The sequence below is a fragment of the Halobacillus alkaliphilus genome, assembly GCF_900113125.1.
In the GTDB taxonomy this organism is placed as follows: Bacteria; Bacillota; Bacilli; order Bacillales; family Halobacillaceae; genus Halobacillus; species Halobacillus alkaliphilus.
The window spans coordinates 20,055-36,437 of the sequence record NZ_FOOG01000023.1 but is presented as its reverse complement, the minus strand read 5'-3'; the positions used below and the strand labels follow the sequence as shown (position 1 = coordinate 36,437).

The window sequence follows — 16,383 nt, the reverse complement described above, 5'->3', positions numbered from 1 at the left end:
ATTTATAGTTTATACTTCAAAGAATTCTAGTTCTTCGCTGTCTTCAGTCAAAGTAACTACTGCTTTCTTACGATCAGAACGGTAGCCGCCATAGCGACCCATACGTTTAAATTTACCTTTAAGGTTCATTGTGTTAACAGAATCAACACTTACACCAAAGATTTCTTCAACTGCTTTTTTAATTTCAGTTTTGTTAGCGGCTGGGCTAACTTCAAACGTATATTTCTTTTCTCCCATAAGGTCAGCAGATTGCTCAGTTATGACAGGGCGCTTAATGATATCACGTGGTTCTTTCATTATGAGAGCACCTCCCCTGCTTTTTCAGCTGCTTCCTTCGTTAGGATCAGCTTATCATGCGTTAGTAAATCTAACACACTTACTTCTTCTACAGATGAACTTTTCACTGTAGGGATATTATTAGAAGAAAGAGTTACATTTTCATCTTTCTCTGCTGTGACAATCAATGCCTTTTCGTTTACATCGAGAGCTTTAAGAAGGTTTACTACTTCTTTAGTTTTTGGAGCGTCTAGAGATAGACTCTCAAGAACGATAATGTTCTCTTCTTTTACTTTAGAAGAATAAGCAGACTGTAGAGCTAAACGACGTACTTTTTTAGGCATTGTGTAGCTGTAACTGCGTGGTGACGGACCAAATACAGTTCCACCGCCAACCCATTGTGGGGCACGGATGGATCCTTGACGTGCACGGCCAGTACCTTTTTGGCGCCATGGCTTACGTCCACCGCCGCTCACTTCAGAACGCCCTTTAACTTTGTGTGTGCCTTGGCGAAGATTCGCGCGCTGCATCAACACAGTTTCGTGTAATACGTGAGTATTAGGTTCGATCCCAAATACGGCATCATTCAATTCGACATCTCCAACATTAGAGCCGCTTTGGTTTAATAGTGCTACTTTAGGCATGACATATCCTCCCTTCCGTTAATTATTTGCTAGCCTTGATTGCACTTGAGACTTTAACGTACGATTTTTTCGCACCTGGTACATTACCTTTGATAAGCAGCAAGTTACGTTCAGCGTCAACTCTAACTACTTCAAGGTTTTGAAGTGTTACTGTTTCACTACCCATTTGTCCTGGCAATTTTTTGCCTTTTAGTACGTGGTTTGGATCGATTGGACCCATTGTACCTGGACGACGGTGATAGCGGGAACCGTGAGTCATAGGTCCAGTAGATTGGTTATGGCGCTTAATTGCACCCTGGAATCCTTTACCTTTTGAAGTTCCTGTAACATCAATTACATCACCAGCTTCGAAAATATCCACCTTAACCTCTTGACCAAGTTCATAGTCATCAAGGTTTGCATTACGGAATTCACGAACGTAGCGCTTAGGTGTTGTGTTTGCTTTTTCAGCATGACCTTTAGCTGCTTTTTTCAAACGATTCGATTTTTCATCAGCAAAACCAAGTTGGATTGCTTCATAGCCGTCATTTCCTGTTGTTTTCTTTTGAAGAACAACGTTTGGCTCAGCTTGTACAACTGTTACTGGAATTAACTCACCGTCTTCAGAAAAGATTTGAGTCATGCCGACTTTGCGTCCTAAGATTCCTTTCGTCATCCGTTACACCTCCTATATAGTTCAGTTTTATTTATAATTTGATTTCGATATCCACACCAGATGGCAGATCCAAACGCATCAATGAATCAACGGTCTGTGGTGTTGGATTAACAATGTCGATAAGACGTTTGTGTGTACGCATTTCAAACTGTTCACGAGCATCTTTGTACTTGTGTGTAGCACGAAGTACTGTATAGATAGAACGCTCAGTCGGAAGCGGAATTGGACCAGATACATTAGCTCCAGAACGCTTCGCAGTGTCTACAATCTTCTCAGCAGATTGATCTAACACCCTATGATCATACGCTTTTAAACGAATACGAATTTTCTCTTTTGCCATTATTTTCCCTCCTTCTTCGCCCATTTTTGAAATAGACATTCTCCGCGAAAAAACTTGACTCACTAGCCATGGCAAAGGGGCCGGGTGTGTCAACAACCTTTCGCTTCATCGCCTTTTATGACCAACATTACTCATTATATAGAAGAAATACGGTCAATGCAAGGATAAATCCATAATTTTTATATATGAACACCTAAATTATTATACTAACCTTTGAGATCAAATTCAAGGGTTTATATATTTTTAGGTGCTTCCTATAAAGCAAACTGTATTTTTTACGATGAAGATTAAATTTCGCTCCAAAATTTCCACCTTCCATTACAACAAAAGAAAACCCTTATTTCAACCACTTTCCCACAAAAAAATGAGCAGCAGCTTTTCAGCTGCTGCTCACTCATTTATTCAGCGATTATTTAGTGATTTCACTAACAACGCCAGAACCTACTGTACGTCCACCTTCACGGATTGAGAAACGAGTTCCGTCTTCAATCGCGATTGGGGAGATAAGTTCAACAGTCATTTCAACGTTATCGCCAGGCATAACCATTTCTACGCCTTCTGGAAGTTGAATGACACCAGTTACGTCCGTAGTACGGAAGTAGAACTGTGGGCGGTAGTTAGAGAAGAATGGAGTGTGACGTCCACCTTCGTCTTTAGCTAGTACATAAACTTCAGCTTTGAAGTTTGTGTGTGGAGTGATTGAACCAGGTTTAGCTAGAACTTGACCACGGTTGATGTCTTCACGGTTAACACCACGAAGAAGTGCGCCAATGTTGTCGCCAGCTTCAGCATAGTCTAGAAGCTTACGGAACATTTCAACACCAGTAACCGTAGTTTTGCGAGCAGCTTCAGCCATACCGATGATTTCAACTTCGTCACCGACTTTAACTTGGCCACGCTCAACACGACCAGTTGCAACTGTACCACGGCCAGTGATTGAGAATACGTCCTCAACTGGCATCATGAATGGTTTGTCTGTATCACGATCTGGAGTTGGAATGTGCTCATCAACTGCATCCATAAGGTCATAGATTGCTTGCTCGTACTGCTCTTCGCCTTCAAGTGCTTTAAGAGCAGAACCGCTGATTACTGGAGCTTCGTCACCATCGAAGTCATACTCAGAAAGTAGATCACGAACTTCCATTTCTACTAGTTCAAGAAGCTCTTCGTCGTCTACCATGTCAACTTTGTTAAGGAATACAACGATTGCTGGTACACCTACGTTTTTAGAAAGCAGGATGTGCTCACGAGTTTGTGGCATTGGACCGTCAGCTGCAGATACAACTAGGATCGCGCCGTCCATTTGAGCAGCACCAGTGATCATGTTTTTAACGTAGTCAGCGTGACCTGGGCAGTCAACGTGTGCATAGTGGCGGTTTTCAGTTTCATACTCAACGTGTGCAGTTGAGATTGTGATTCCACGTTCGCGCTCTTCAGGAGCACCGTCGATCATGTCATAAGCCATTGCAGATCCAGATCCAGAACGCTTGTGAAGTACTGTAGTGATTGCTGCAGTTAGTGTTGTTTTACCGTGGTCAACGTGTCCAATTGTACCAATGTTAACGTGGGACTTGGACCGGTCGAATTTTTCTTTACCCATAGTATATTTCCTCCTTTAATTAAGTAGCGATATATTTAAATTGAAATATTTATATGAAGCTGAGGAGCGAGCATCTAAACTGCGCTCCTAAGCTTACATTACAAGTTATACTTCAACTCGTCAAAAAAATCAATTACTCACCAGAATTTTTCTTGATGATTTCTTCTGAGATACTCTTCGGCACTTCTTCATAGTGGTCAAAGTGCATGGTGTAAGTTCCACGTCCTTGTGTGTTGGAGCGAAGCGCTGTCGCATACCCAAACATTTCGGATAGTGGTACAAATGCTTTAACAACCTGTGCGTTACCACGAGTTTCCATACCTTCTACACGTCCACGACGTGAAGTTACGTCACCCATGATATCACCCATGTATTCTTCTGGAATGACAACTTCAACTTTCATCATTGGTTCAAGAAGAACTGGTTTACATTTGTTTTTAGCTTCTTTAAGAGCCATTGATGCGGCAACCTTAAAGGCCATTTCATTGGAGTCAACATCGTGGTATGAGCCATCATATAGAGTGGCTTTGATGTCGACCATTGGGTAACCGGCTAATACACCGTTTTCCAAGGATTCTTTGATTCCCTGTTCTACGGATGGGATATATTCACGCGGTACTACACCACCAACGATTTTGTTTACGAATTCAAATCCTGCACCTTCGTCGTTAGGTTCGAATTCAACCCATACGTGACCGAATTGTCCACGGCCACCGGACTGACGTACGAATTTACCTTCAACTTGAGCGCTAGCACGGAATGTCTCACGGTAAGCAACCTGTGGAGCACCGATATTCGCTTCTACTTTAAACTCACGACGGAGACGGTCAACGATAATGTCAAGGTGAAGCTCACCCATACCGGCAATAATCGTTTGTCCAGTTTCCACGTTCGTTTCAGTTTGGAAAGTCGGATCCTCTTCCGCAAGCTTACCAAGGGCAATTGCCATTTTATCTTGGTCAGCTTTGGATTTTGGTTCGATAGCTACAGAGATAACCGGCTCAGGGAATTCCATAGATTCAAGAATAACAAGACTCTTTTCATCACATAGAGTGTCACCTGTACCTGTATCTTTAAGTCCAACAGCACCAGCAATATCACCAGCATAAACTGTTGAGATCTCTTCACGAGAGTTGGCGTGCATTTGCAGGATACGACCTACACGCTCACGCTTATCTTTCGTAGAGTTCTTCACGTATGAACCGGCATTAAGCGTACCAGAGTACACGCGGAAGAATGTAAGTTTACCAACATAAGGGTCTGTCGCGACCTTAAATGCTAGCGCAGAGAATGGCGCGTTGTCGTCAGCTTTACGTACAACAGGCTCCTCTGTCTGTGGAACATGACCTTCGATTGGAGGTACATCCAGAGGAGATGGAAGGTAATCAATTACTCCATCAATCAACAGCTGAACACCTTTGTTTTTGAAAGCAGATCCACAGAAGACAGGATAGAAATCAACGCTTAGAGTAGCTGTACGAACGGCAGCTTTAAGCTGATCATTCGTGATTTCTTCCCCTTCAAGGTATTGCATCATCAAGTCTTCATCAAGTTCCGCTACAGCTTCAAGAAGCTTCGTGCGGTACTCTTCAGCTTGCTCTTTATATTCATCTGGAATTGGACGTGCTTCCGCACGAGTACCCAAGTCATCCATGTAATAGTAAGCTTCCATAGTAATCAAGTCGATGATTCCTTCGAATTCATCTTCTGCTCCTATTGGAAGTTGTACGGCAGCCGCATTAGCTCCGAGGCGCTCTTGTAGAGTACCAAGGGAGTAAATGAAATCTGCCCCTACTTTGTCCATTTTGTTTACGAACACAATACGGGGTACACCGTAAGTTGTAGCTTGGCGCCATACTGTTTCCGTCTGTGGTTCAACACCAGACTGAGCATCTAGTACAGCTACAGAACCATCAAGTACACGCAGGGAACGTTCAACCTCAACTGTGAAGTCTACGTGTCCTGGTGTGTCAATGATGTTAATACGGTGATCTCTCCATTGAGCAGTGGTCGCTGCGGAAGTAATGGTAATTCCGCGTTCCTGTTCCTGCTCCATCCAGTCCATTTGGGAAGCTCCTTCGTGAGTTTCACCAATCTTGTGGATACGTCCTGTGTAGAAAAGAATACGCTCGGTGGCTGTTGTTTTACCAGCATCAATGTGAGCCATTACACCGATATTACGTGTTCTTTCCAAGGAGAACTCTCTAGGCATGATTCTTTCTCCTTTCCAATTGTAAGTTTATTTGTTTGATGATTACCAACGATAGTGAGCGAATGCTTTGTTAGCTTCCGCCATCTTGTGCATTTCTTCACGGCGCTTAACTGCTGCACCAGTGTTATTACCTGCATCTAGAATTTCGTTAGCAAGACGCTCTTCCATTGTTTTCTCTCCGCGAAGACGCGCATAGTTAACAATGAAACGCAATCCTAGAGCCTGACGACGTTCAGGGCGAACTTCTACAGGTACTTGGTAGTTGGAACCACCAACACGACGAGCGCGTACTTCCAATACAGGCATTACGTTTTTCATAGCCTGATCGAAGATTTCCATAGCGTCGTTGCCGCTACGCTCTTGAACTAATTCGAAAGATTTATAAAGAATCTTTTGAGCTTTCCCGCGTTGACCGTCAACCATAATCTGGTTGATCAAACGAGTGACAAGCTTAGAGTTGTACATCGGATCTGGTAACACATCACGTTTAGCTACTGGACCTTTACGTGGCATATGTTCCCCTCCCTTCCATATTTTTAATAGTTAAGCGATATCTGCATATCGATTATTTTTTAGGCTTCTTCGTACCGTATTTAGAACGACCTTGTCTACGTCCTTCAACACTTGCTGTGTCAAGGGCACCACGTACTACGTGGTAACGAACACCTGGCAAGTCTTTAACCTTACCGCCGCGGATAAGAACAACACTGTGTTCTTGCAAGTTGTGGCCGATACCAGGAATGTAGGCGTTAACCTCTAGCTGGTTGGTCAAACGAACACGTGCATATTTACGCAATGCGGAGTTCGGTTTCTTAGGTGTCATCGTACCGACACGTGTGCAAACACCACGTTTTTGTGGAGAAGACTGATCTGTCATACGTTTTTTATAGCTGTTAAAGCCTTTGTTCAAGGCTGGAGCGTTTGTTTGTTTAGTTTTGCTTTCGCGTCCTTTACGTACCAATTGATTAATAGTTGGCATGTTTGTATCCTCCCTTCTTCACATTTCTTAATACCACACATCCAGGTGGTTCATAAAAAGGCAAAAAACAAAGCTTTCGCGATTTACCGCCAAAACTTTATTGCTTTATCGCCACTGTAGCAGCTCCGACATCAATGCCGCATGCATTTCCCAGCTCCTTCATAGAAGAAACTCGTGTATGCGGAATTCTCAATTCCCTGGCTAGCCGTACTACCTTCATTGTCATCGTCTGATCAGCATCATCAGCCGTTATGACTTCATTCACTTCACCATTTTTCATGGCTTTAAGTGTTTGTTTGGTCCCAATCACTATTTCTGATTTAGCCTGTGCTACTTTTTCATAAGACATCTTTCATATCCTCCAAAGTAACAAGGATAAACGGAAGCACCTTGATTATATTATCACTACCCAAAATGCATGTCAACTGCATTTTGGGTAGTTTTTTTGTGCTTCCATTAATTTTACCCTTTGTTAACATCTATCTATTCTTTTTAAGAATGAGTGACTTCTTCCGGTTGGGTCTGTTGTTCAGGTGCTCCTTCAGACTGAGCTTGAATCTTACGGTAGCGTGTCATGCCCGTACCAGCTGGTACAAGCTTACCGATAATAACATTCTCTTTCAATCCTAGAAGTTCATCTCTCTTACCTTTAATCGCTGCATCAGTCAGGACACGAGTTGTTTCCTGGAAGGATGCTGCAGACAGGAAGCTGTCTGTTTCAAGCGATGCTTTGGTAATACCAAGAATGACCGGACGACCCACTGCAGGCTGTCCGCCTTCCACAAGAGCTTTCTGGTTCGCTTCTTTAAATTGGTGGATCTCAAGAAGTGATCCAGGAAGTACATCGGTGTCTCCGGAATCAAGTACACGAACTTTACGAAGCATCTGGCGGACCATTACTTCAACGTGCTTGTCAGAGATTTCAACACCTTGCATACGATAAACTTTCTGTACTTCTTTAAGAAGATATTGCTGAACTCCATCAAGTCCCTGGATATTCAAGAGTTCTTTCGGATCGATGGAACCTTCTGTAAGAGGACTTCCTGCGGACACAGCATCTCCTACAGTAACTTTCATACGAGCGCCATACGGAGCCGTATAAGAGCGGCTCTCTACAGCCCCTTGAACCACAATCTCTTGTTTTTCTTTCACTTCGTTAACTTCCTGTACGGTTCCGTCGATTTCTGTAATCACTGCTTGGCCTTTAGGGTTACGTGCTTCCACAATCTCCTGGATACGTGGAAGACCTTGAGTGATGTCATCTCCGGCAACACCGCCCGTGTGGAAGGTACGCATCGTAAGCTGTGTACCAGGCTCACCGATAGACTGAGCAGCAATGATTCCAACTGCTTCGCCAACTTCGACTTCATCACCTGTTGCCAGGTTGCGGCCGTAGCACTTCTTACATACGCCGTGTTTAGTATTACAAGTGAAGGCAGAGCGGATAACAATGCTTTCGATACCGGCGTCTACGATTTGTTTAGCACCATCTTCTGAAATGACTTCGTTACGACTCGCCAGTGCTTCACCAGTTTCCGGGTGTTTAACTGTTTGGAATGCCGTACGGCCAATCAGACGATCAATTAGCGGTTCTATTACCTCTGAACCTTCCGTAATTGCACTTACTGGTAATCCACGGTCTGTACCACAATCATCTTCACGGACGATTACGTCTTGCGCTACATCAACAAGTCGACGAGTCAGGTAACCAGAGTCCGCTGTTTTCAGTGCAGTATCGGCAAGACCTTTACGAGCACCGTGTGTGGAAATAAAGTACTCAAGTACTGTTAAGCCTTCACGGAAACTTGATTTGATTGGAAGTTCAATAATACGTCCAGCCGGGTTGGCCATAAGACCACGCATACCAGCGAGCTGAGTAAAGTTGGACGCGTTACCACGTGCTCCTGAATCACTCATCATGAATATAGGGTTACGCGGGTTCAAGGAACTCATCAAACGGTTTTGAATATCATCCTTAGCCCCAGACCAAATTTCAATTACTCGGTCATAACGCTCTTCATCGGTGATTAAACCGCGGCGGAACTGTTTAAGAACTTTATCAACCTTACCTTGAGCTTCTTCCAGAATTTCTTGTTTCTCCGGAAGTACTACGACGTCAGATACACCAACAGTAATACCTGCTTTCGTAGAATAAGCAAAGCCAAGATCTTTCATTCTATCGAGCATCTTGGATGTTTCACTAATAGAGAAGCGTTTAAATACTTCTGCAATAATGTCACCCAGGATCCCTTTCTTGAATGGTGATACTTCTTCACGATTCGATAGTTCTTGACGAATATCTGTACCTTTAGGAATAAAGTATTCATCCGGTGTTTTAACTTCAAGGTTCTCTTGGGTTGGCTCATTCATATACGGGAAGGAATTAGGCAGCATTTCATTAAAGATCAACTTACCAACTGTAGTAAGAAGCAGCTGCTGATTCTGCTCTTCAGTAAAGGTTTCATTTCCTAGAGAGCTTGCCTGAACGGCAACCCGTGTATGAAGGTGTGCATACCCATTCTGATACGCCATTAACGCTTCATTGAGATCTTTGAAGAACATTCCTTCTCCAACAGCTCCTTCACGTTCAAGCGTCAGGTAGTAGTTACCTAGGACCATATCCTGTGATGGTGTAACGACCGGCTTACCATCCTTAGGGTTAAGAATGTTTTGAGCAGCCAGCATTAGGATTCGGGCTTCTGCCTGGGCCTCGGAAGACAACGGCACGTGAACCGCCATTTGGTCACCATCAAAGTCAGCGTTATAAGCTGTACATACCAACGGGTGAAGACGGATGGCACGGCCTTCTACCAATGTAGGTTCAAACGCCTGGATACCAAGGCGGTGAAGTGTTGGAGCACGGTTTAGTAGTACCGGGTGCTCTTTAATAACATCTTCAAGAACGTCCCAAACTTCATGGTGAACACGTTCAATTTTACGCTTGGCTGATTTAATATTGTGGGCAAGGCCACGGGAAACGAGCTCTTTCATAACGAAAGGCTTGAACAGTTCAAGCGCCATTTCTTTTGGAAGACCGCATTGGTACATCTTCAAGGATGGACCAACAACGATTACCGAACGACCAGAATAGTCGACACGTTTACCAAGCAAGTTCTGACGGAAACGTCCCTGTTTACCTTTCAGCATGTGAGAAAGGGATTTAAGTGGACGGTTACCAGGCCCTGTAACTGGACGGCCGCGGCGGCCATTATCAATAAGGGCATCTACAGCTTCCTGAAGCATACGCTTTTCGTTCTGGACGATGATCGTCGGTGCTCCCAAATCTAACAAACGCTTAAGACGATTGTTACGGTTAATTACTCGACGATATAAATCGTTCAAGTCAGAAGTTGCAAAACGTCCGCCGTCCAATTGAACCATCGGACGAAGCTCTGGTGGAATGACAGGCAGTACATCAAGAATCATCCATGAAGGATCGTTTCCTGAATGACGGAAAGATTCTAGCACTTCCAAACGTTTAATAGCACGAGTACGTCGCTGACCCTGAGCTGTTTTTAATTCCTCTTTCAGAGTTTCTACTTCTCCTTCAAGATCGATATCAAAAAGCAGTTTACGGATAGCTTCAGCACCCATTGCTGCCTGGAAGCCCTGTCCGAATTTTTCACGGTACGAACGATATTCCTTTTCAGAAAGCAGCTGCTTTCTCTCAAGGGCTGTCTCGCCTGGGTCCGTTACAATATAAGCAGCAAAGTAAATGACTTCTTCCAAAGCACGCGGGGACATATCAAGTACAAGACCCATACGGCTTGGAATACCTTTAAAGTACCAAATGTGGGAGACTGGGGCAGCTAATTCCAAGTGCCCCATCCGCTCACGACGTACTTTGGCTTTCGTTACTTCTACACCACAACGGTCACAAACGACGCCTTTATAACGGACACGCTTGTATTTACCACAGTGGCACTCCCAGTCTTTTTGCGGACCGAAGATTCTTTCACAGAATAACCCGTCTTTTTCGGGTTTTAGCGTACGATAATTGATTGTTTCTGGCTTCTTGACCTCACCGTAAGACCAAGATCTGATCTTATCAGGTGAAGCCAAACCAATTTTCATATACTCAAAGTTATTTACATCTAGCAAGGGGCCTACCTCCCTTTCAGTATCCGGGTTTTACCCTAAACTTAGAACACGGGTGTCTGGAACAATACGTCTATTAATCGTCTAGGTTTAAATTCTCGGATTCTTTCGTTTGCTCTTCTTCGATATCCCGCATTTCTATTTCTTGTTCATCACCAGAAAGAATTTTTACATCCATACCTAAACTTTGAAGCTCTTTAATTAGAACTTTAAAGGATTCAGGTACGCCTGGTTCTGGAACGTTATCACCTTTAACAATCGCTTCATACGTTTTCACACGACCGACTACGTCATCTGACTTCACTGTCAGAATTTCTTGAAGAGTATAAGCAGCACCATATGCTTCTAGTGCCCATACCTCCATCTCACCGAAACGCTGACCACCAAATTGAGCTTTACCGCCCAATGGCTGCTGGGTTACAAGAGAGTAAGGTCCTGTGGAACGGGCGTGCAGTTTGTCGTCAACCATGTGTGCCAGTTTAATCATATACATAACACCAACAGATACACGGTTATCAAACGGTTCCCCTGTGCGTCCATCATACAAAATGGTCTTCGCATCGCGGGACATGCCGGCTTCTTCAAGTGTCTCCCAAACATCTTCTTCTCGGGCACCATCAAATACTGGAGTTGCTACTCTTTCTCCAAGGAGACGGGCAGCCATACCTAAGTGAAGCTCAAGTACTTGTCCAATATTCATACGAGATGGTACACCTAGCGGGTTTAACATGACATCTACCGGAGTTCCATCTGGTAAGAATGGCATATCTTCTTCTGGAAGAATTTTAGAGATAACACCTTTGTTTCCGTGACGACCAGCCATTTTGTCACCTTCAGATATCTTACGCTTCTGAACGATGTACGCGCGAATCAGCTGGTTAACTCCTGGCGGAAGTTCATCTCCATCTTCACGATTGAAGATTTTAACATCAAGCACAATTCCGCCTGCACCGTGAGGCACACGAAGAGAAGTGTCGCGTACTTCACGAGCTTTTTCACCAAAGATTGCATGAAGCAGACGTTCTTCCGCAGATAATTCGGTAACCCCTTTAGGAGTAACTTTACCTACAAGAAGGTCTCCATCACTAACTTCAGCTCCTACACGGATAATTCCGCGTTCATCCAAGTCACGAAGAGCATCTTCACCTACGTTCGGAATGTCTCTTGTAATCTCTTCTGGCCCGAGTTTCGTATCGCGGGCTTCTGATTCATATTCTTCAATATGAATAGAAGTGTACACGTCATCTTTCACCAGACGTTCACTCATGATGATGGCGTCCTCATAGTTGTAACCATCCCATGTCATGAATGCAACCAGCGGGTTTTGTCCAAGTGCTAATTCTCCCATATCCATGGAAGGACCATCAGCAAGGATTTCCCCTTTCGTTACACGGTCACCTTTAGAAACAATCGGACGCTGGTTATAGCAGCTTCCCTGGTTAGAACGGATGAATTTCTGAAGACGGTAACGATCAAGATCGCCTTCTACTTCTTTACCATCTACTTCAGATATGCGGCGTATAAACACTTCTTTTGCTTCTACACGCTCAACGATACCCTCGTTGCGGCAGATGACAGCAGCACCTGAGTCTTTACCTGATACATATTCCATTCCCGTACCTACAAGTGGAGCATCCGGCTGAAGCAATGGTACAGCCTGACGCTGCATGTTTGCACCCATTAGAGAACGGTTAGAGTCATCGTTTTCCAAGAATGGAATACAAGCGGTTGCCGCAGATACTACCTGTTTCGGTGAAACGTCCATATAATCTAAGCGATCGCGGCTTACTACCGTGTTTTCACCACGGAAACGAGCGATAACTTCAGGATCAGTAAAGGAACCATCTTCTTCGAGTTTTGCGTTGGCCTGAGCTACAACATAATTATCTTCTTCATCTGCTGTAAGATAATCAAATTGAGCAGTTACCTTATTAGTATCAGGATCCACTCGACGATAAGGTGTTTCGATAAACCCAAATTCATTTACCTTTGCATAAGAAGATAAGGAGTTAATCAGACCGATGTTTGGTCCCTCAGGAGTTTCGATTGGACACATACGTCCGTAGTGGGAGTAGTGTACGTCACGAACTTCAAAACCTGCACGCTCACGTGTTAAACCACCTGGTCCTAAAGCAGAAAGACGACGCTTGTGCGTTAATTCCGCTAGCGGGTTCGTCTGGTCCATGAACTGAGACAATTGTGAGCTGCCAAAGAACTCTTTAATTGAAGCAATCACTGGACGTATATTAATTAACTGCTGCGGAGTAATAGATGAAGTGTCCTGGATCGACATACGTTCACGTACTACACGCTCCATACGGGATAGACCAATACGGAATTGGTTCTGCAGAAGTTCACCTACGGAACGAAGACGACGGTTACCTAAGTGGTCAATGTCATCTGTTCCACCCACATTATGCAGTAAGTTAAAGAAATAACTGATAGAAGAAATGATATCTGCCGGTGTAATATTTTTTACATCACGGTCGATATTTGCATTCCCGATCACATTAATGGAACGTTCTCCTTCTGGATCTGTAGGGTCTACAATTTTCACCGATTGTACACGCATCGGTTCTTCAAGTACTCCCTCAGCTGGATCAAGAGCTCTTTCACTTAGTGTAGTTTCTTCATCATCGAAATGTGGAATCAATTTATTAAGCAGACGACGATCAATTTTATCGCCTTTTTCTGCCAGTACTTCGCCTGTTTCTTCGTCTACTAACGTTTCAGCGAGCGTTTGATTAAACAATCGATCTTTTATATGAAGCTTTTTATTCATTTTATAACGTCCGACGCGAGCTAGATCATAGCGTTTCGGATCAAAGAAACGAGAAACAAGTAAACTCTTAGCGTTTTCTACTGTTGGCGGCTCGCCAGGGCGCAGACGCTCATAGATTTCAAGCAACGCTTTCTCGCTATTTTCTGTATTATCTTTCTCAAGCGTGTTTTTCAAGTATTCGTTTTCGCCAATAAGATCTATAATCTCCTGGTCTGTTCCGAATCCTAAAGCACGCAGTAGTACGGTGATTGGTAATTTACGAGTACGATCGATACGGACGTGTGCTACGTCTTTCGCATCGGTTTCGAACTCCAGCCACGCACCACGGTTAGGAATAACAGTAGCTGTATAACCTCTCTTGCCGTTTTTATCAATCTTTTTGTTGTAATATACACTCGGAGAACGAACAAGCTGTGAAACGATAACACGTTCAGCACCATTAATGATAAAGGTACCGGTGTCTGTCATAAGAGGGAAATCCCCCATAAATACTTCTTGCTCTTTCACTTCCCCTGTCTCATTGTTTAAGAGACGAACTTTCACACGAAGTGGTGCATTATATGTTACATCGCGATCTTTTGACTCATCCACTGGATACTTTGGTTCGCCAAGGCTGTAGTCTACAAACTCTAATGATAAGTTACCTGTAAAATCTTCAATTGGAGAAATGTCCTTGAACATTTCCTTCAAACCTTCTTCCAGGAACCATTGGTAGGAAGCCGTCTGAATTTCAATTAAGTTAGGTAACTCTAAAACTTCACTGATACGAGCATAACTTCTGCGCTGGCGGTGTCGTCCATACTGAACTAGTTGACCTGTCAACTGATTCACCCCTCAAATCAAGCATTTTAATAACGAAAAAAGCGTTCGGCAAGACATGCCGAACAGGCTTGCGGTTGATCTTGCCACAAGCACTATTTAAACATTCGCCTCTATAGCAAATGGTAATTCTTCATTTCTCTCTAACGTTAGACAAAAAAGAAAAAGGGTCGACTTGATATAGATAACCTCATTTACTTTAATTTATTAATTTTCACCATTCTACCCTTCTACCAAGCTTTTTATACATTTCTCTAAAAAAGACTTGACAGGACGGGCATACATTGGCATTTTCCAATACTAGCATAATTAAATACCCTAGTCAAACTTTTTGAGCTTTGAAAATATAGTAGCCTTTTTCCTTGTGAACGACTTCAATATTCCCAAACAAATCTTCTATTTTCTGTTTTGCAGAAGGAGCCCCTTGCTTTTTTTGAATGACCACCCATAACTCACCGGATTCACAAAGAGCCTTCAGCGCCTCTTCGAACATAGCGTGCACAACTTTCTTCCCTGCACGTATAGGCGGATTGGTCAGTATCGCAGCAAACTGGCGGCCTTCCAACTGACGGAGCCGATCACTCTCTTTAATCTCTACATTAGTAACTTGATTCTTAGCAGCATTCTTGTCCGCAAGATTCAAAGCTCTCTCATTTACATCCACCATTACAACCTGGCGATCTGGATACTCTAGCGCAAGGGAAAGACCAATCGGTCCATAACCGCATCCAAGATCGAGGAAGTTTCCGTCCACTGGCGGAGCTGTAAACGAGTCTATAAGCAAACGAGAGCCAAAATCTACTTCACCTTTTGAGAAAACGGCGTGATCTGTGGTAAAGGTTAATAAGCGCCCACGTAATGTGTAAGACCAAGTTTTTTCATCGCTTTTTGCAGCGGTTTTCTTTGAATAGTAATGTTCCGACATGATCCGAACACCCTCTTTTCATCTAGTAAGCAAAAGAAAGCCCGCCGATGGTCAGCGAGCTTTACTTTAAAGATACAATTACTTAAGTTCGATCGTTGCGCCAGCTTCTTCAAGCTGAGATTTCATTTCTTCTGCTTCTTCTTTAGAAACGCCTTCTTTGATTGCGCCAGGAGCGTTATCAACTAGGTCTTTTGCGTCTTTAAGACCAAGACCAGTGATTTCACGTACTGCTTTAACAACTTTGATCTTAGAGCTTCCAGCTGATTCTAGTACTACGTCGAATTCAGTTTGCTCTTCTTCAGCTTCTGCACCTGCAGCAGCACCGCCGGCAGCAACTGGAGCTGCAGCTGATACACCAAATTCTTCTTCAATTGCTTTAACTAGGTCGTTAAGCTCAAGAACAGACATTTCTTTAATCGCTTCGATAATTTGTTCGTTAGACATGAGAAATTTCCTCCTTATTAATTTTAAAGGTTATAGTTTAGTCGAACGCGAGATTTACGCGCTTTCTTCTTCTTTCTGATCCGCAATAGCTTTTGTAGCATATGCGAAGTTTCGGACAGGAGCTTGTAGTACGCTTAGGAACATAGATACAAGACCTTCGTAGCTTGGGATGTTGGCAAGTTCCTGAAGCTGTTCAAGAGTTGCAACTTGTCCTTCAATTACGCCACCTTTAATTTCAAGGTTGTCGTGATCTTTAGCGAAATTGTTTAGAATTTTTGCTGGAGCTACAGCGTCATCCTCATGGAACGCAAGGGCAGTTGGTCCTTGAAGAACTTCATGAAGTTCACTTAGTTCAACTGCTTCTGTAGCACGGCGAGTCATTGTGTTTTTATACACTTTGAAATCAACGCCTGCTTCACGAAGTTGTGAACGAAGTTCTGTTACTTCTGCAACATCAAGACCGCGGTAATCTACCAATACAGCAGATTTACTATTGCGGAACTTGTCAGCCAATTCATTAACAATTTGCTGTTTCTGTTCAATAATACTGCTCATCTTTCCACCTCCTATTGACTTTTCATCATACCGTTCCGGAAGGTTTCACAAAAA

General features: G+C 43.5%; 14 protein-coding genes and 1 other annotated feature (1 of these 15 cut by a window edge). All 14 genes read right to left on the bottom strand.

The window, feature by feature from the left end:
- Positions 1 to 9: 9 nt before the first annotated feature.
- The 14 genes from rplW to rplJ all read right to left on the bottom strand — a co-directional run bounded on the left by rplW (position 10) and on the right by rplJ (position 16,329).
- Positions 10 to 297 (bottom strand): 50S ribosomal protein L23, encoded by a 288-nt coding sequence (rplW, locus tag BMZ06_RS12695; protein ID WP_089752382.1) that lies wholly within the window; start codon positions 295 to 297, stop codon positions 10 to 12.
- Positions 297 to 920 (bottom strand): 50S ribosomal protein L4, encoded by a 624-nt coding sequence (gene rplD / locus BMZ06_RS12690; RefSeq protein WP_089752381.1) that lies wholly within the window; start codon positions 918 to 920, stop codon positions 297 to 299. Before rplD ends, rplW begins: the two co-directional genes overlap by 1 nt.
- 22 nt (positions 921 to 942) lie before the next feature.
- Positions 943 to 1,575, bottom strand: coding sequence for a 50S ribosomal protein L3 (rplC, locus tag BMZ06_RS12685; protein ID WP_014641421.1), 633 nt, complete (start codon positions 1,573 to 1,575; stop codon positions 943 to 945).
- Between the two features lie 31 nt (positions 1,576 to 1,606).
- Entirely contained in the window at positions 1,607 to 1,915 is a 309-nt protein-coding gene (rpsJ, locus tag BMZ06_RS12680) for a 30S ribosomal protein S10 (RefSeq protein ID WP_014641420.1), read from the bottom strand.
- A gap of 409 nt (positions 1,916 to 2,324) precedes the next feature.
- On the bottom strand, positions 2,325 to 3,515 hold the full coding sequence (gene tuf / locus BMZ06_RS12670) for an elongation factor Tu (protein ID WP_089752380.1): 1,191 nt from the start codon (positions 3,513 to 3,515) through the stop codon (positions 2,325 to 2,327).
- A 133-nt stretch (positions 3,516 to 3,648) separates the two neighbouring features.
- Entirely contained in the window at positions 3,649 to 5,727 is a 2,079-nt protein-coding gene (gene fusA / locus BMZ06_RS12665; protein ID WP_089752379.1) for an elongation factor G, read from the bottom strand.
- Positions 5,728 to 5,769: 42 nt separating this feature from the next.
- On the bottom strand, positions 5,770 to 6,240 hold the full coding sequence (rpsG, locus tag BMZ06_RS12660; protein WP_014641417.1) for a 30S ribosomal protein S7: 471 nt from the start codon (positions 6,238 to 6,240) through the stop codon (positions 5,770 to 5,772).
- Between the two features lie 52 nt (positions 6,241 to 6,292).
- Positions 6,293 to 6,706, bottom strand: a complete 414-nt coding sequence (gene rpsL / locus BMZ06_RS12655; RefSeq protein WP_014641416.1) for a 30S ribosomal protein S12 — start codon at positions 6,704 to 6,706, stop codon at positions 6,293 to 6,295.
- Between the two features lie 97 nt (positions 6,707 to 6,803).
- The gene (locus BMZ06_RS12650; protein ID WP_089752378.1) at positions 6,804 to 7,055 is read right to left on the bottom strand and encodes a 50S ribosomal protein L7ae-like protein; all 252 of its coding nucleotides are present in this window, start codon (positions 7,053 to 7,055) and stop codon (positions 6,804 to 6,806) included.
- 143 nt (positions 7,056 to 7,198) lie between these two features.
- Positions 7,199 to 10,807, bottom strand: coding sequence for a DNA-directed RNA polymerase subunit beta' (rpoC, locus tag BMZ06_RS12645; RefSeq protein ID WP_089752377.1), 3,609 nt, complete (start codon positions 10,805 to 10,807; stop codon positions 7,199 to 7,201).
- Positions 10,808 to 10,880: 73 nt separating this feature from the next.
- Positions 10,881 to 14,408, bottom strand: coding sequence for a DNA-directed RNA polymerase subunit beta (gene rpoB, locus BMZ06_RS12640; RefSeq protein WP_089752376.1), 3,528 nt, complete (start codon positions 14,406 to 14,408; stop codon positions 10,881 to 10,883).
- Positions 14,409 to 14,727: 319 nt separating this feature from the next.
- Entirely contained in the window at positions 14,728 to 15,330 is a 603-nt protein-coding gene (locus BMZ06_RS12635) for a class I SAM-dependent methyltransferase (protein WP_089752375.1), read from the bottom strand.
- 78 nt (positions 15,331 to 15,408) lie between these two features.
- Positions 15,409 to 15,774, bottom strand: coding sequence for a 50S ribosomal protein L7/L12 (rplL, locus tag BMZ06_RS12630; protein WP_014641411.1), 366 nt, complete (start codon positions 15,772 to 15,774; stop codon positions 15,409 to 15,411).
- A gap of 54 nt (positions 15,775 to 15,828) precedes the next feature.
- A complete protein-coding gene (gene rplJ / locus BMZ06_RS12625; RefSeq protein ID WP_089752374.1) occupies positions 15,829 to 16,329 on the bottom strand; it encodes a 50S ribosomal protein L10 in 501 nt (166 codons plus the stop codon).
- A gap of 40 nt (positions 16,330 to 16,369) precedes the next feature.
- Positions 16,370 to 16,383: a sequence feature (ribosomal protein L10 leader region), on the bottom strand; it runs 140 nt beyond the window's last position.